The 15,916-nt window shown below is 68.6% G+C and carries 13 protein-coding genes; all 13 read left to right on the top strand.

Annotated features, from left to right (window positions below; all coding sequences use genetic code 11):
• Positions 1 to 278: 278 nt before the first annotated feature.
• Genes BOX37_RS12305 through nuoN form a run of 13 tightly spaced genes read left to right on the top strand, consistent with a single transcriptional unit; the run spans position 279 to position 15,881 of the window.
• A complete protein-coding gene (locus tag BOX37_RS12305; RefSeq protein ID WP_071927770.1) occupies positions 279 to 659 on the top strand; it encodes an NADH-quinone oxidoreductase subunit A in 381 nt (126 codons plus the stop codon).
• A 10-nt stretch (positions 660 to 669) separates the two neighbouring features.
• Positions 670 to 1,224 (top strand): NuoB/complex I 20 kDa subunit family protein, encoded by a 555-nt coding sequence (locus BOX37_RS12300; protein ID WP_084759567.1) that lies wholly within the window; start codon positions 670 to 672, stop codon positions 1,222 to 1,224.
• Positions 1,221 to 1,976, top strand: coding sequence for an NADH-quinone oxidoreductase subunit C (locus BOX37_RS12295; protein ID WP_071927768.1), 756 nt, complete (start codon positions 1,221 to 1,223; stop codon positions 1,974 to 1,976). Before BOX37_RS12300 ends, BOX37_RS12295 begins: the two co-directional genes overlap by 4 nt.
• Positions 1,976 to 3,289, top strand: a complete 1,314-nt coding sequence (gene nuoD / locus BOX37_RS12290; protein WP_071927767.1) for an NADH dehydrogenase (quinone) subunit D — start codon at positions 1,976 to 1,978, stop codon at positions 3,287 to 3,289. The genes BOX37_RS12295 and nuoD overlap by 1 nt, the downstream gene beginning before the upstream one ends.
• Positions 3,286 to 4,011 (top strand): NADH-quinone oxidoreductase subunit NuoE, encoded by a 726-nt coding sequence (gene nuoE / locus BOX37_RS12285; protein ID WP_071927766.1) that lies wholly within the window; start codon positions 3,286 to 3,288, stop codon positions 4,009 to 4,011. The genes nuoD and nuoE overlap by 4 nt, the downstream gene beginning before the upstream one ends.
• Positions 4,011 to 5,336, top strand: a complete 1,326-nt coding sequence (gene nuoF, locus BOX37_RS12280) for an NADH-quinone oxidoreductase subunit NuoF (RefSeq protein ID WP_071927765.1) — start codon at positions 4,011 to 4,013, stop codon at positions 5,334 to 5,336. Before nuoE ends, nuoF begins: the two co-directional genes overlap by 1 nt.
• Positions 5,333 to 7,846 (top strand): NADH-quinone oxidoreductase subunit G, encoded by a 2,514-nt coding sequence (locus BOX37_RS12275; RefSeq protein ID WP_084759566.1) that lies wholly within the window; start codon positions 5,333 to 5,335, stop codon positions 7,844 to 7,846. Before nuoF ends, BOX37_RS12275 begins: the two co-directional genes overlap by 4 nt.
• Positions 7,839 to 9,623: an NADH-quinone oxidoreductase subunit NuoH gene (gene nuoH / locus BOX37_RS12270; protein WP_071927764.1), complete on the top strand. Its 1,785-nt coding sequence runs from the start codon at positions 7,839 to 7,841 to the stop codon at positions 9,621 to 9,623. The genes BOX37_RS12275 and nuoH overlap by 8 nt, the downstream gene beginning before the upstream one ends.
• Positions 9,620 to 10,459 (top strand): NADH-quinone oxidoreductase subunit J, encoded by an 840-nt coding sequence (locus tag BOX37_RS12265; RefSeq protein ID WP_071927763.1) that lies wholly within the window; start codon positions 9,620 to 9,622, stop codon positions 10,457 to 10,459. Before nuoH ends, BOX37_RS12265 begins: the two co-directional genes overlap by 4 nt.
• Entirely contained in the window at positions 10,456 to 10,755 is a 300-nt protein-coding gene (gene nuoK, locus BOX37_RS12260; protein WP_071927762.1) for an NADH-quinone oxidoreductase subunit NuoK, read from the top strand. The genes BOX37_RS12265 and nuoK overlap by 4 nt, the downstream gene beginning before the upstream one ends.
• Before the next feature lies 1 nt (position 10,756).
• Positions 10,757 to 12,643: an NADH-quinone oxidoreductase subunit L gene (gene nuoL / locus BOX37_RS12255; protein ID WP_071927761.1), complete on the top strand. Its 1,887-nt coding sequence runs from the start codon at positions 10,757 to 10,759 to the stop codon at positions 12,641 to 12,643.
• Positions 12,640 to 14,262, top strand: coding sequence for an NADH-quinone oxidoreductase subunit M (locus BOX37_RS12250; RefSeq protein WP_071927760.1), 1,623 nt, complete (start codon positions 12,640 to 12,642; stop codon positions 14,260 to 14,262). The genes nuoL and BOX37_RS12250 overlap by 4 nt, the downstream gene beginning before the upstream one ends.
• Positions 14,259 to 15,881 (top strand): NADH-quinone oxidoreductase subunit NuoN, encoded by a 1,623-nt coding sequence (nuoN, locus tag BOX37_RS12245; protein WP_071927759.1) that lies wholly within the window; start codon positions 14,259 to 14,261, stop codon positions 15,879 to 15,881. The genes BOX37_RS12250 and nuoN overlap by 4 nt, the downstream gene beginning before the upstream one ends.
• The last annotated feature ends 35 nt before the right edge of the window (positions 15,882 to 15,916 follow it).

The following is a 15,916-nucleotide window of genomic DNA, read 5'->3' as shown; positions in this document are numbered from 1 at the left end:
CATGCTCGCGGCGGATTACCCCCGTATCGCTCATGAATCGCGGTACCGATATCGATCAAATCCCGACTCGGAAACGCGCGGCGGACCCGCGCGACAGCGGTAGTCTGTGCCCTAGCTCACACGAGCACGGGAATTCGCATAACGCTCCGCCATCGCTGCACCAGCCCTGCGCGAGCCCCGGTTCGGCGGACAACGTTGTCGGCCCCGTCTCGCCAAGCTGCCGTCCGCGGCCAGGCCACACGGCCCGGCCTGCTCCAGCGAGGAGGGGAAGTGCAGTCGTGAATACCGAGGTGCCCGCACTCGTACTCGGCGCCATCGCCGCGGCGTTCGCGGTGTTCTCCGTCGCCATGGCGGCGCTGGTCGGCCCGAAGCGTTACAACCGGGCCAAACTCGAACCCTACGAATGCGGTATCGAACCGACCCCGCACGCCATCGCTGGGGGTCCGGGAAACGCAGGGGGGCAACGCTTTCCGGTCAAGTACTACCTGACGGCGATGCTGTTCATCATCTTCGACATCGAGATCGTGTTCCTCTACCCCTGGGCAGTGCATTTCGACGCGCTCGGTCTCTTCGGTCTCGCCGCGATGGCGCTGTTCATCGTCAATGTGTCGGTCGCCTACGCCTATGAATGGCGCCGCGGCGGCCTCAGCTGGGAATGAGTGGGAAATTATGGGTCTCGAAGAGAAACTGCCCAGCGGGTTCCTGCTGAGCACGGTCGAGGATTTCGCCGGTTACCTGCGGAAGGGCTCACTGTGGCCCGCCACGTTCGGGTTGGCCTGCTGCGCGATCGAGATGATGGCCACCGGCGCGGGACGATTCGACATCGCCCGCTTCGGCATGGAGGCGTTCCGCGCCTCCCCGCGCCAGGCCGATCTGATGATCGTGGCGGGCCGGGTGAGTCAGAAGATGGCCCCGGTGCTGCGTCAGGTCTACGACCAGATGACCGAGCCGAAATGGGTACTGGCCATGGGCGTCTGCGCGTCCTCGGGCGGAATGTTCAACAACTACGCCATCGTCCAGGGCGTTGACCACGTGGTCCCGGTCGACATCTACCTGCCCGGCTGCCCGCCGCGACCGGAGATGCTGCTCAACGCCATCCTGGCACTGCACGCGAAGATCGCCGAGACGCCGATGGGCGTCAACCGCGAGGAGGCGATCCGCGCCGCCGAGCAGGCCGCGCTCGCCAGCACGCCGACCATCCGGATGGAGGGCCTGCTGCGATGACCTTCGACTCCCCCGACAACCCCGACGACACCGCGGGACAGGATGTTCCGGAGGAGACTCCGGCCGCGCCGCAGCCGCCACCACCGCCCGAGGACGAGCTGATCGGCACCCGCCACGGCATGTTCGGCGTCAGCGGCACCGGGGACACCTCCGGCTACGGCGGTCTGGTCAAGCCGGTCACCCTCCCCGGCGGCACCCCGCCGCCCTACGGCAGCTGGTTCGACGGATTCGTCGGCGCCCTGCGGGCCGCGCTCATCCACCGCATCATCGCCTTCGACACCGTGATCGAGAAGATCGTCGTCTTCCGCGACGAACTCACCCTGCACGTGCGGCGCGAGCATCTCGTGGCCGTCGCGAGTGCCCTGCGCGACGAGAGCTCACTGCGTTTCGAACTGTGCCTTGGTGTGAACGGCGTGCACTACCCCGACGACGAAGGCCGCGAACTGCACGCGGTCTATCACCTGATGTCGATCACGCACAGCCGCCGGATCCGGGTGGAAGTGTCCGCGCCCGACGCCGATCCGCGGATTCCATCGCTGTTCTCGGTGTATCCGACCACCGACTGGCACGAGCGCGAGACCTACGACTTCTTCGGCATCGTCTTCGACGGGCACCCCTCCCTCACCCGCATCACGATGCCCGACGACTGGCGCGGGCACCCGCAACGCAAGGACTACCCGCTCGGCGGGATTCCGGTGGAGTACAAGGGCGCGCGGATACCGCCGCCCGACGAGCGGAGGACCTACAGCTGATGACCGACACCGATTTCCGCCGCGACGAGCCCCCCGTCGTCACTGTCGCAGGCCAGGACTGGGACCAGGTCAGCGAGGTGATCGAGGGTGCGGGTGAGGAACGCATCGTCGTCAACATGGGTCCGCAGCATCCGTCCACGCACGGCGTGCTGCGGCTGATCCTCGAGATCGAGGGCGAGACCGTCACCGAGGCCCGGTGCGGCATCGGCTATCTGCACACCGGCATCGAGAAGAACCTGGAATTCCGCAACTGGACCCAGGGCGTCACCTTCGTGACCCGGATGGACTACCTGTCCCCCTTCTTCAACGAGACCGCTTACTGCCTCGGCGTGGAGAAGCTGCTCGACATCACCGAACAGATCCCCGAGCGCGCCACCGTGATCCGGGTCCTGTTGATGGAGCTCAACCGGATCTCCTCGCACCTGGTGGCGCTGGCCACCGGGGGCATGGAACTGGGCGCGCTCACCCCGATGCTGTTCGGTTTCCGGGAACGCGAACTCATCCTCGACGTGTTCGAGGCCATCACCGGGCTGCGGATGAACCACGCGTTCATCCGTCCCGGCGGCATCGCCCAGGACCTGCCGGAGGACGGCGTCACCAAGGTCAGGGAGTTGCTCGACATCCTGCCGGGCCGACTGCGCGACATGGAGCACCTGCTCAGCGCCAATCCGATCTGGAAGAAGCGCACCCAGGACATCGGCTACCTCGATCTCACCGGCTGTATGGCGCTCGGCATCACCGGCCCGGTCCTGCGCGCCACCGGGTTGCCGCACGATCTGCGCAAGGCGGCGCCCTACTGCGGGTACGAGAACTACGAGTTCGACGTGCCGACCACCACCGGCTGCGACTGCTACGGCCGCTACTTCATCCGGGTCGCCGAGATGGGCGAGTCGATCAAGATCGTCGAACAGTGCCTCGACCGGTTGCGTCCGGGCCCGGTGATGATCGACGACAAGAAGATCGCCTGGCCCGCCGATCTGGAACTGGGTCCGGACGGGCTCGGCAACTCGCCCAAGCACATCGGCAAGATCATGGGCACGTCCATGGAATCGCTGATCCACCATTTCAAGCTGGTCACCGAGGGCATCCGGGTCCCCGCGGGGCAGGTGTACACGGCGGTGGAGTCCCCGCGCGGCGAACTGGGCGTGCACATGGTCAGCGACGGCAGCACCCGCCCGTACCGGGTGCACTACCGCGACCCCTCGTTCACCAACCTGCAGGCGGTGGCCGCGATGTGCGAGGGCGGCATGGTCGCCGATGTCATCGCCTCGGTCGCCAGCATCGACCCCGTGATGGGCGGAGTGGACCGATGACATCCGACAAGAACTCCAGCACAACCATTCTGCTCCAACTCAGCACCCGGCCCGAACCGTATCCGCCGCATGTGCGGCAGCGGCTCGAGCTGGACGCGAAGGAGATCATCGCCCGCTATCCGCAGTCCCGCTCGGCCCTGCTGCCGCTGCTGCACCTGGTGCAGGCCGAGGAGGGCTGTGTCACCGGCACCGGAATCGATTTCTGCGCCGAACATCTCGGCCTCACCGGTGCCGAGGTGACCGCCGTCGCCACCTTCTACTCGATGTACCGGCGCACCCCGACCGGCGACTACCACGTCGGAGTCTGCACGAACACCTTGTGCGCGGTGCTCGGCGGCGACGCGATCTACGAAGCGCTGCAACAACATCTGGGGGTCGGGCACGGCGAGACCACCGCCGACGGCGCGATCACCCTCGAACACGTCGAGTGCAATGCCGCCTGCGATTACGCGCCGGTGATGATGGTGAACTGGGAGTTCTTCGACAACCAGACCCCGGAATCGGCCCGCGCGATCACCGATGCCCTGCGGGCCGGGCATCAGGTGCGCCCGAGCCGTGGCGCGCCGCTGTGCACGTTCCGGGAGACCGCGCGCATCCTCGCGGGCTTCCCCGACGAACGCCCCGGCGCCAACGAGGGCGCGCCCGGCGCGGCCACCCTCGCGGGGCTGCACACCGCCGAAGGCATTGCCGCCGAGGGCGATCCCGCCGGACAGGGGGCATGATGACGACCCTGACCCCCGTCCTCAGTCAGCACTGGGACACTCCGCGATCCTGGACCATCGGTAGCTACCGCGCGAACGGCGGCTACGACGGACTGCGCGCCGCCCTGCGCCTCGCCCCCGACGAGGTGATCCAAACGGTCAAGGACGCCGGACTGCGCGGACGCGGCGGCGCGGGCTTCCCCACCGGGATGAAGTGGTCGTTCATTCCCCAGGGCCCCGGCCCGGACGGTACGACGAAACCGCACTATCTCGTGGTCAACGCCGACGAGTCCGAACCCGGTACCTGCAAAGACATTCCGCTCATGCTGGCCACCCCGCACACCCTGATCGAAGGGGTGGTGATCGCGGCCTACGCGATCCGCGCGGCGACCGCATTCATCTATGTCCGCGGTGAGGTGGTGCCGGTGCTGCGCAGGCTGCAAGCCGCCGTCGCCGAGGCGTACGAGGCGGGCTACCTGGGCCGCGATATCCTCGGCTCCGGCTTCGACCTGGAACTGATCGTGCACGCGGGCGCGGGCGCCTACATCTGCGGCGAGGAGACCGCGCTGCTGGATTCGCTCGAGGGCAGGCGTGGTCAGCCCCGGTTGCGGCCGCCGTTCCCCGCCGTGGCCGGCCTCTACGCGTGCCCGACGGTGGTCAACAATGTCGAATCCATTGCCAGCGTTCCGCTGATCCTGCGCAACGGCACCGACTGGTTCCGGTCGATGGGCAGCGAGAAGTCGCCGGGATTCACCCTGTACTCGCTGTCGGGGCATGTCGCCCGGCCCGGTCAGTACGAGGCGCCGCTGGGCATCACCCTGCGGGAACTGCTCGGGTACGCCGGGGGCGTGCGGGCCGGGCACACTCTCAAATTCTGGACGCCCGGCGGGTCGTCGACGCCGCTGTTCACCGCCGAGCATCTCGATGTCGCGCTCGACTACGAAGGTGTCGCGGCCGCGGGGTCGATGCTGGGCACCAAGGCATTGCAGATCTTCGACGAGACCACCTGTGTGGTGCGCGCGGTCCTGCGCTGGACGGAGTTCTACGCCCACGAGTCCTGCGGCAAGTGCACGCCGTGCCGCGAGGGCACCTACTGGCTCGTGCAGCTCCTGCGCGGACTCGAGGCGGGACAGGGGACCGAGGCAGACCTCGACAAACTCGCCGACATCGCCGACAACATCAACGGCAAATCGTTCTGCGCGCTCGGCGACGGCGCGGCCAGCCCGATCTTCTCCTCGCTGAAGTACTTCCGCGAGGAATACCTCGAGCATCAGCGCCGCGGCGGCTGCCCGTTCGACCCGGCCCGCGCCACGGTGTGGGCCTCGGCAGAGGAAGGGATCCAATGAACCCCGCATCGCCAAGCGATTCCGTGAGGGGCGGCGGTCGGGTGGCGGGTGGGCCGGCCATCGCGCCCGGCAACGGCAGCGACACCGTACCCGCCGACCTGGTGAGCGTCACCATCGACGACACCACGATCCAGGTGCCGGTCGGCACCCTGCTCATCCGCGCCGCCGAACTCATCGGCGTGCAGATCCCCCGCTTCTGCGACCACCCGCTGCTCGATCCGGTCGGCGCGTGCAGGCAGTGCCTCGTCGAGGTCGAGGGCCAGCGAAAGCCGGTCGCCTCCTGCACGATTCCGGTCACCGACGGGATGATCGTGCGGACCCAGCTCAGTTCCCCGGTGGCCGAGAAGGCCCAGCGCGGCGTGATGGAGCTGCTGTTGATCAACCATCCGCTGGACTGTCCGGTCTGCGACAAGGGCGGGGAATGCCCGCTGCAGAACCAGGCGATGTCGACCGGTAGCGCCGAGTCCCGCTTCGACGGCGAGAAGCGCACCTATCCGAAGCCCATCCCGCTGTCCACGGCGGTGCTGCTGGATCGGGAACGGTGCGTGCTGTGCGCCCGCTGCACCCGGTTCTCCCAGCAGGTGGCGGGCGATCCGTTCATCGAACTGATGGATCGCGGTGCGTTGCAACAGGTCGGTACCGCCCAGGCCGAGCCGCTGGACTCCTACTTCTCCGGCAACACCGTGCAGATCTGCCCCGTCGGCGCGCTCACCGGCACCTCCTACCGGTTCCGGGCCCGCCCCTTCGACCTGGTGTCGACACCGAGCGTGTGCGAGCATTGCGCCTCGGGCTGCGCGCAGCGCACCGATCATCGGCGCGGAAAAGTACTGCGCCGCTTGGCCGGTGACGATCCACAGGTCAACGAGGAATGGAACTGCGACAAGGGCCGCTGGGCCTTCGCCTACGCCACCGAACGCGACCGGCTCACCACCCCGATGGTGCGCGGCTGGGACGGCGTCCTCGCCCCCGCGTCCTGGCCCGAGGCGCTCGCCGCCGCGGCCACCGGTCTGCGGGCCGCGATCGGCAATGCCGGTGTCCTCGTCGGCGGCCGGGTCACCGAGGAAGACGCCTACGCCTACAGCAAGTTCGCCCGGATGGTGCTGGCCACCAACGACATCGACTTCCGCAGCCGGGTCCACTCCGACGAAGAGGCCAGGTTCCTCGCCGCCCGTATCGCCGGGCACGGCGTCGAGGTCGACTTCGCCGGGCTCGAGCGCGCCCCGATCGTCCTGCTGGCCGGGTTCGAACCGGAAGAGGAATCGCCGATCGTCTACCTGCGGCTGCGCAAGGCCGCGCGCGCCAAGGGGCTGCGGGTCGTGTCGTTGGCGCCGTTCGCCTCTCGCGGGCTGGAACGGATGTCGGGCACGCTGTTGCAGACGCTGCCCGGCGGCGAGGCCGATGTGCTCGATGCGATCCGGGCCGACGCGTCGGATGCCGCCGTCGAACTGCGCGCGCTGCTGCGGGCCCCGGACGCGGTGATCATGGTCGGTGAACGGCTCGCGGGCAGCGTGGGCGCGCTCTCGGCCGCCCTGCGCCTGTCCGATGCCACCGGCGCCCGGCTCGCCTGGGTACCACGGCGAGCGGGTGAACGCGGTGCGCTCGAGGCAGGCGCGCTGCCGGGTCTGCTGCCCGGCGGCAGGCCGGTGGTGGATCCTGCAGCGCGCCAACAGGTTCGGCATGTGTGGCGGTCCGACGAGCTGCCCGTCAGCCTCGGCCGCGACACCGCCGCGATCCTGGCGGGCGCCGTCGGCCTCGGCGCGCTGGTGATCGGCGGCGTCGATCCCGCCGACCTGCCCGACCCGGCGGCCGCGCTCGCCGCCATCGACGACGCCCGGTTCGTCGTCAGCCTCGAACAGCGCCACAGCGCGGTCACCGAACGCGCCGACGTGGTGTTCCCGGTCGCCACCGTGATCGAGAAGTCCGGCACCTTCCGCACCTGGGAGGGCAGGCCGCGCCCCTTCACCAGCGCGCCGCTGGACACCACCCGCCGTATCGCCGCCCCGCTCCCCGACCTGCGGGTGCTGCACTCGCTGGCCGCCGAGATGGACGTTCCGATCGAGCTGCCCGACGCCGCGGCCGCCCGCGCCGAACTCGACGCCCTCGGCGTCTGGTCCGGCGCACCGGTCGACGCCCCGGAGCTGTCCGGCCAGACCCTACCGGCCCCGGGCCCGGGCGACGCCGTCCTCGCGGGCTGGCGGATGCTGCTCGACGCGGGCCGCATGCAGGACGGCGAACCGAATCTCGCCGGTGTCGCCCGCCCGCCGGTCGCGCGCCTGTCCGCCGCCACCGCCGCCGAGATCGAGGCGGCCGAGGCCGATCACATCATCGTCTACACCGACCGCGGCGAGATCACGGTGCCGCTGATGATCACGGACCTGCCCGACCGGGTGGTGTGGCTGCCGCTGCACTCCCCCGGTTCGACGGTCGCCGCCGAACTCGGGGTCACGCCCGGCGCCGTGGTGCGCCTGCGCCGCGCCGACGACAGGATGAAGGAACACCGTCATGAGTGATCGTGTGCTGTACGTCGCGGCCGAGGGCGGAACGATCTTCGGCACCGACCCGATGTGGCTGGTGGTCGTCAAGGCACTGGGTGTGTTCGTCTACCTGATGCTGGTGCCGTTGATCGCGGTGTACGCCGAACGCAAGGTCGTCGCCTGGATGCAGATGCGCGTCGGCCCCAACCGGATCGGCCCGAAGGGCATGTTCCAGTCGATCGCCGACGGCGTGAAGATGGCGCTCAAGGAAGACATCATCCCGGCGATCGTGGACAAGCCGATCTTCGTGCTCGCCCCCATCATCTCGGTGATTCCGGCATTCATGGCGTTCGCGGTGATCCCGTTCGGGCCCGAGGTGTCGATCTTCGGGCACCAGACGGCACTGCAGCTCACCGACATGCCCGTGGCCGTGCTCTACATCCTCGCGATCACCTCCATCGGCGTGTACGGCATCGTGCTGGCCGGCTGGTCATCGGGCTCGACGTATCCGCTGCTCGGCGGCCTGCGCTCGACCGCGCAGGTGATCTCCTACGAGATCGCCATGGCGCTCACCTTCGCCACCGTGTTCCTGCTCTCGGGCAGCATGGCCACCTCCCAGATCGTGTCCGCGCAGGACGGCACCTGGTACGTCTTCCTGCTGCTGCCCTCGTTCCTCATCTACTGCGTGGCGATGGTCGGCGAAACCAACCGCGCCCCGTTCGACCTGCCCGAGGCCGAGGGCGAGCTGGTCGGTGGTTTCCACACCGAGTACTCCTCGCTCAAGTTCGCGATGTTCATGCTGGCCGAGTACGTCAACATGGCGACGGTGTCGGCGCTGGCGACCACGCTGTTCCTCGGCGGGTGGCGGGCGCCGTTCCCGATCAGCCTGTGGGAGGGCGCGAACTCCGGCTGGTGGCCGCTGTTGTGGTTCACCCTCAAGGTCTGGACGTTCCTGTTCGTCTTCGTCTGGCTGCGCGGCACCCTGCCCCGCCTGCGCTACGACCAGTTCATGAATCTCGGCTGGAAGCTGCTCATCCCCACGTCGCTGGTGTGGGTGATGATCGTGGCCGGTGCCCGGGTGCTCGACATCGAGGGCATCCCCGGCCAGACCCCGATCCTGGTCGGCGTCGGCCTGGTGATCACCGCGGCGATGATCGGTATGTTCCTGCGCGCCGGGCGGTCCGGTGGGCTGCCACCACTGCCGGAGGAACCGGCCACCTCACCGGTGTTCCTCGGGTTCCCGGTGCCGCCGATGCCACCTCGGCCCGTCGGCGAGCAGGCCGAGATCGGCTTGTTCGAACCGCTGGCCGGTTTCGCGGTCACCGCGGCCACGATGTTCAAGAAGCCCAACACCGAGTCCTATCCCGAACAGAAGGTGCCGACCGCGCCGCGCTACCACGGCCGCCACCAGCTCAACCGCTACGACGACGGCCTGGAGAAGTGCATCGGGTGCGAGCTGTGCGCCTGGGCCTGCCCGGCCGACGCCATCTTCGTCGAGGGCGCCGACAACACCGAGGACGAACGCTTCTCCCCCGGTGAGCGGTACGGCCGGGTGTATCAGATCAACTACCTGCGCTGCATCGGCTGCGGCCTGTGCATCGAGGCCTGCCCCACCCGTGCGCTGACGATGACCAACGAGTACGAGATGACCGACGACAACCGCGCCGATCTCATCTACGAGAAGGACCAGCTGCTGGCCCCGCTGCAGCCAGGTATGGCCGCCCCACCGCACGCCATGGCGCCCGGCACCGACGATGCCGACTACTACCTGGGCCGCGTCGGGGCCGCCCCGTCGGAAGAGGTGCTGCGATGACCGCCCTGCTGGCCGCCGAGATCGCCAACACCGCCACCGGCGAGGCGGTGCTGTTCTGGGTGCTCGCCCCGATCGCCGTCCTCGGCGCACTGGGCATGGTGACGGCGGCCAAGGCCGTGCACTCGGCACTGTGCCTGGCCGCCACCATGATCGCGCTCGCGGTGTTCTACATCGCCCAGGGCGCGCTGTTCCTCGGCGTCGTGCAGATCGTGGTCTACACCGGCGCGGTGATGATGCTGTTCCTGTTCGTGCTGATGCTCGTCGGCGTGGACTCGCCGGAGTCACTGCGCGAGACGTTGCGCGGGCAACGGATCGCCGCCGCGATCGTCGGGCTCGGCTTCGGGCTGCTGTTCATCGGCGGCATCGGCGCGGCCCTGCGCGACAGCGGAATCAGCTTCCCCGGAACCGGTTTCGGTGGCCGCGACGTGATCGGCGAACTCGCCGAACTGATCTTCCTGCGGTACGTGTGGGCCTTCGAACTCACCGGCGCCCTGCTGATCACCGCCACCATCGGTGCCATGGTGCTGGCCCACCGCGACCAGTTCACGCCCAAGCGCGGGCAGCGGGAGATGTCGCGCGACCGCTTCCGCACCGCGGGCGAACGCGCCACCCCGCTACCGACACCCGGCGTCTACGCCCGCCACAACGCCGTTGACAGCCCCGCGCAGCTCCCCGACGGCTCCTTCGCCGAACAGTCGGTGAGCACGATCCTGCGTCACCGCCGCAATCGAGCCCACACCGAAGCGCTGTTCTTGGCGGCCGACACCACGGGTTCTCGGCCTGGAGGCCTCGATTCTCCAGACGTCCGGCACGACGACGAGGAAGGCAACCGGTGAATCCCGAGAACTACCTGTTCCTGTCCGCGCTGCTGTTCACCATCGGCGCCGCGGGAGTCCTGCTGCGGCGCAACGCCATCGTGATGTTCATGTGCATCGAGTTGATGCTCAACGCGGTGAATCTGGCCTTCGTCACCTTCGCCCGGCTGCACAGCAATCTCGACGGTCAGGTCATCGCGTTCTTCACCATGGTGGTCGCCGCGGCCGAGGTCGTCGTCGGCCTCGCCATCATCATGACGATCTTCCGTGCCCGCCGGTCGACCTCGGTCGACGCCGCCAGTCTGCTGAGGTTCTGACATGGGTAGCGCGACGTTGTGGCTGCTGCCCGCCTTCCCGCTCGTCGGCGCGATCGTTGTGCTGCTGTTGGGGCGCCTCGCCGAGCGCTGGGGTCCGTATCTGGGCACCGCGGCCGCGGTGGGGGCCTTCGCCGTCGCCGTGGTCGCGTTCGTCGAGATGCTCGGTCGTCCCGACGCCGAGCGCGCCGTGCACGGGGAACTGTTCCAGTGGGTCCCGGTCGACGGCATGGCTGTCGGGTTCGGCCTGCAGCTCGATCAGCTCTCGATCTGCTTCGCCCTGCTCATCACCGGTGTCGGCTCGCTGATCCACGTCTACTCGCTCGGCTACATGCGTGACGACCCGGACCGGCGCCGATTCTTCGGCTACCTCAACCTGTTCCTGGCCGCCATGCTCGTGCTGGTCCTCGCCGACAACTTCCTGGTGCTCTACCTGGGCTGGGAAGGCGTGGGTCTGGCGTCCTACCTGCTGATCGGATTCTGGTACACCAAGCCCTCGGCGGCGACGGCGGCCAAGAAGGCGTTCATCGTCAACCGGGTCGGTGACATGGGCCTGGCCATCGCCATGATGACGATGTTCGCGGCCTTCGGCTCCTTCGACTTCCGCACCGTGTTCGCCGCGGCGCCCGGCGCCGACAACGGCACCCTCACCGCGATCGGGCTGCTGCTGTTGCTGGCCGCCTGTGGCAAGTCCGCGCAGGTGCCGCTGCAGTCCTGGCTCGGTGACGCGATGGAGGGCCCGACCCCGGTCTCGGCGCTCATCCACGCCGCCACCATGGTCACCGCGGGTGTGTACCTGATCGCCCGCGCGAACCCGATCTACGACCTCGCCCCCAACGCCAGGGGCGCGGTCCTGGCCGTCGGCGCGGTGACGCTGCTGTTCGGCGCGATCATCGGCTGCGCCAAGGACGACATCAAGAAGGCGCTGGCGGCCTCGACCATGAGCCAGATCGGCTACATGATCCTGGCCGTCGGCCTCGGCCCGGCCGGCTACGTGGTGGCGATCATGCATCTGCTCACCCACGGCTTCTTCAAGGCGGGCCTGTTCCTCGGCGCGGGCTCGGTGATGCACGCGATGAACGACGAGACCGACATGCGCCGCTACGGTGGTCTGCGCACGCTCATGCCGATCACCTTCATCACCTTCGGCCTCGGCTATCTGGCCATCATCGGGGTGCCGCCGCTGTCGGGCTTCTTCTCCAAGGACAAGATCATCGAGGCGGCCTTCGACTACGGCGGCGCCACCGGAATCCTGCTCGGCGGAGTCACCCTCCTCGGCGCGGGGCTGACCGCCTTCTACATGACCCGCGTCATGCTGATGACCTTCTTCGGCGAGCGCCGCTGGAAACCCGACACCCATCCGCACGAGGCACCGGCGGTGATGACGGGACCGATGATCCTGCTGGCGTTCGGTTCGGTGTTCGCGGGCGGCATCTTCGTCTGGGGTTCCTCGCTGCAGAACTGGCTCGCCCCCGTCGTCGGCTCCCATCACGGCGAACCCGTGATTCCCCCCGCGGTGGTCACCGGGATGGCGCTGACCGCGGTCGCGATCGGTGTCGCCGTGGCCTACCGCAAGTACGCCGAGACCCCCGTTCCCGACGTGGCGCCGGAGAAGGTCGGCGTGCTCACCACCGCGGCGCGCAAGGACCTCTACGGTGACGCGGTCAACGAGGGCGTGTTCGAACGTCCCGGTCGTCATCTCACCCGCGCGCTGGTGTTCCTCGACGCGCGCGGTGTCGACGGCGTCGTCAACGGAACGGCCGCCGGGATCGGCGGGCTCTCGGCCCGGATCCGGCGAGTACAGACCGGTTTCGTGCGCTCCTATGCCCTGTCCATGTTCACCGGCGCGGTCCTGGTGGCCGCTGCCCTGCTGGCGGTGAGGTTCTGGTGAACTCGTTTCCCTGGCTGACGACACTGTGGCTGGCCCCCGCGATCGGCGCGGGCCTGGTGCTCGCCGTTCCCGCTGGTCGTCGAAACCTGGCCCGGAGCTTGGCTTTCGCGGTCTCGATCGGCGTGCTCACACTGGCGGTCACGCTCACCATCCGGTTCCAGCCCGGCGGCGAGCAGTATCAGTTCGTCGAAGCGCACGAATGGATTCCGGCGTTCGGCGTGGGTTACACCCTCGGCCTGGACGGTATCGCCACCGCGCTCGTGCTGCTCACCGCCGTACTGATGCCACTGCTGATCCTGGCGGGCTGGAACGACGACACCGCGACCGGTGAGGGCCGCAAGACCACGCAGATCTACATGGCGTTGATGCTGCTGGTCGAGTCGATGGTGCTGATCTCGTTCCTGTCCCTAGACATCCTGCTGTTCTACATCTTCTTCGAAGCCATGCTCATCCCGATGTACTTCCTCATCGGCGGCTTCGGTTCCCGCACGGCCGATCTCGCGGTGCGCGCCCAGCGCTCGCGGGCCGCGGTGAAGTTCCTGCTGTACAACCTGTTCGGCGGCCTGATCATGCTCGCCGCGGTGATCGGGCTGTATGTGCTGACCGCGCAGGCGGGGCTGGGCGAAGGCTCGGCGGGCACCTTCGATCTGCGGATCGTGGTCGCGGCGGCCAACAACGGCGAGCTCGGCGGCAGCACCGCGGTGCTCAACGCGCTGTTCCTCGGGTTCATGTTCGCTTTCGCGGTGAAGGCGCCGCTGTGGCCGCTGCACACCTGGCTGCCCGACGCGGCGGTCTCGGCGACCCCGTCGAGCGCGGTGCTGATGATGGCGGTGGTCGACAAGGTCGGCACCTTCGGCATGCTGCGCTACTGTCTGCTGCTGTTCCCTCTGGCCTCGGACACCTTCGCGCCGTTGGTGATCACGCTCGCGGTGATCGGCGTGCTCTACGGCGCGCTGCTGGCCATCGGGCAGACCGATGTGATGCGCCTGATCGCCTACACCTCGATCTCGCACTTCGGATTCATCATCCTCGGCATCTTCGCCATGACCAGTCAGTCCCAGTCCGGTGCGGCGCTGTACATGGTGAACCACGGATTGTCCACGGCCGCGCTGTTCCTCATCGCCGGTTTCCTGGTCTCGCGGCGCGGGACCAGGCTCATCGCCGACTTCGGCGGGGTACAGAAGGTCGCGCCGGTGCTGGCCGGCACGTTCTTCATCGCGGGCCTTGCCACCTTGTCGCTACCGGGGCTCGCGCCGTTCGTCAGCGAATTCCTGGTCCTGGTCGGCACATTCAGCAAGTACAAGGTGGCGGCGGTATTCGCCACCGGCGCACTGGTGCTGGCCGCGATCTACATCCTGTGGCTGTACCAGCGGTTGATGACCGGTCCGCTGAAGAAGGGCAACGAGCACCTGCGTGATCTGGTCCCCCGCGAACTCGCCGTGGTGGTGCCGCTGCTGGTCGCGCTGCTGGTGCTCGGACTGTATCCGAAACCAGTGCTCGACCTGGTGAATCCAGCAGTGGGGCAGACCCTTTCGACGATCGGTAAGCAGGACCCCGCCCCGACCGTCCCCGCGCCCGAAGCCGGTGCGGCCACCACACCCGCAGGCGGCCACAAATGAGGACGGACTCCGTGACCATCACCCAGCTCGCGGCCACCCTGCCCGCGCCGAGCATCGAATATCACCTGCTCGCACCAATGTTGATCGTGTTCGCGGTCGGCGTGGTCGGGGTGCTGGTCGAGGCCTTCGTGCCCCGGGTGTACCGGTATCCGACGCACCTGGTGCTCGGGGTGGGCGGCGTCCTCGGCGCGCTCGTGTCCGTCATCCTGCTCGCCGGGTCCTCCGGGACCGCGGTGGCCGGAGCGGTCGCCGTCGACGGGGTCACGCTGTTCCTGCAGGGCACGATCCTGGTGGTCGCGCTGCTCGGACTGCTGCTGATCGCCGAGCGTGGCGCGGTGCCCAAGGCGCGCAGCGGTCCCGGGACGTGGAGCCGGGCCGCGGCCGTTCTGGACCGCGGGGTCGACGCGTTCACCCCGCAGGCATCCGCCGTGCCGGGCAGCGCGCACGAACTCGCCGCGGTGCGAGCGGGTGGGTCGACCACCGAGGTGTTCCCGCTGACCATGATCGCGGTGGGCGGTCTGCTGCTGTTCCCCGCGTCGAACGATCTGCTGACGATGTTCGTCGCGCTCGAGGTGCTCTCGCTGCCGCTGTATCTGCTGTGCGGGCTGGCCCGGCGCAGGCGGTTGCTCTCCCAGGAGGCGGCGCTCAAGTATTTCCTGCTCGGCGCGTTCTCCTCGGCGTTCTTCCTCTACGGCGTCGCTCTGCTCTACGGACAGACCGGCACCGTCTCGCTGCCCGGCATCGGCGCGGCGCTCGCCGGACAGTCCGAGAACGCGACGCTGGCTCTGCTCGGCATCGGCATGCTGGCCGTCGGCCTGCTGTTCAAGATCGGCGCGGTGCCGTTCCAGGCGTGGGTTCCCGATGTGTACCAGGGTGCGCCGACTCCGATCACCGCCTTCATGGCGGCCGCCACCAAGATCGCGGCGGTCGGCGCCACCATGCGCGTGTTGATGGTGGGTGTCGATGCGCTGCGGGATGATTGGCGTCCGGTTCTGGCCGCGGTCGCCGTCGCGACGATGGTGGTCGGCGCGGTCCTGGCGATCACCCAAACCGATGTCAAACGCATGCTCGCGTACTCCTCGATCGCGCACGCGGGCTTCCTGCTCGTCGGTGTGGTCGCCGCCGACGGCGCCGGGGTGGCGGCAGTGCTGTTCTATCTGCTGGCCTACGGGCTCGGCACGGTCGGCGCCTTCGCGGTGGTCAGTCTGGTACGCGACGCCTCCGGCGACGAGGCGACCGCCCTGTCGCAATGGGCGGGTCTGGGCCGCACCTCGCCGTGGCTGGCCTCGGTGTTCGCGCTGCTGCTGCTCTCCTTCGCCGGCCTGCCGCTGACCAGTGGTTTCGTCAGCAAGTTCGCGGTCTTCGCGGCGGCATCGGGGGCCGGCTACACCTCGCTGGTGATCGTCGGCGTGATCTGCAGCGCGATCGCCGCGTTCTTCTACGTCCGGGTGATCGTGCTGATGTTCTTCACCGATCCCCCGGCCGATGCCCCCATCGTCACCGCGCCGTTCGCCACCACGCTGGTGGTCACGTTCACCGCGGGCGCCACGCTGCTGCTCGGGCTGTTCCCGCAGCCGGTGCTCGATCTGGCCGAACGCGCCGCCCACTTCACCCGCTGACCGCCCGGATCACCGGTCCTGCGCGAAAAGATCCG

Origin of the sequence: Nocardia mangyaensis (genome assembly GCF_001886715.1) — a bacterium.
Classification (GTDB): domain Bacteria; phylum Actinomycetota; class Actinomycetes; order Mycobacteriales; family Mycobacteriaceae; genus Nocardia; species Nocardia mangyaensis.
Note: the sequence above shows the minus strand (reverse complement) of the source record. Positions and strands in the feature narration are given on the sequence as shown.

Bases quoted from the DNA above. Each gene is read 5' to 3' on its own strand.
- nuoL (WP_071927761.1), top strand. From the start codon at position 10,757: ATGGGTAGCGCGACGTTGTGGCTGCTGCCCGCCTTCCCGCTCGTCGGC.
- nuoD (WP_071927767.1), top strand. From the start codon at position 1,976: ATGACCGACACCGATTTCCGCCGCGACGAGCCCCCCGTCGTCACTGTC.
- BOX37_RS12275 (WP_084759566.1), top strand. From the start codon at position 5,333: ATGAACCCCGCATCGCCAAGCGATTCCGTGAGGGGCGGCGGTCGGGTG.
- nuoN (WP_071927759.1), top strand. From the start codon at position 14,259: ATGAGGACGGACTCCGTGACCATCACCCAGCTCGCGGCCACCCTGCCC.
- nuoH (WP_071927764.1), top strand. From the start codon at position 7,839: ATGAGTGATCGTGTGCTGTACGTCGCGGCCGAGGGCGGAACGATCTTC.
- nuoF (WP_071927765.1), top strand. From the start codon at position 4,011: ATGACGACCCTGACCCCCGTCCTCAGTCAGCACTGGGACACTCCGCGA.
- nuoE (WP_071927766.1), top strand. From the start codon at position 3,286: ATGACATCCGACAAGAACTCCAGCACAACCATTCTGCTCCAACTCAGC.
- BOX37_RS12300 (WP_084759567.1), top strand. From the start codon at position 670: ATGGGTCTCGAAGAGAAACTGCCCAGCGGGTTCCTGCTGAGCACGGTC.
- BOX37_RS12295 (WP_071927768.1), top strand. From the start codon at position 1,221: ATGACCTTCGACTCCCCCGACAACCCCGACGACACCGCGGGACAGGAT.
- BOX37_RS12265 (WP_071927763.1), top strand. From the start codon at position 9,620: ATGACCGCCCTGCTGGCCGCCGAGATCGCCAACACCGCCACCGGCGAG.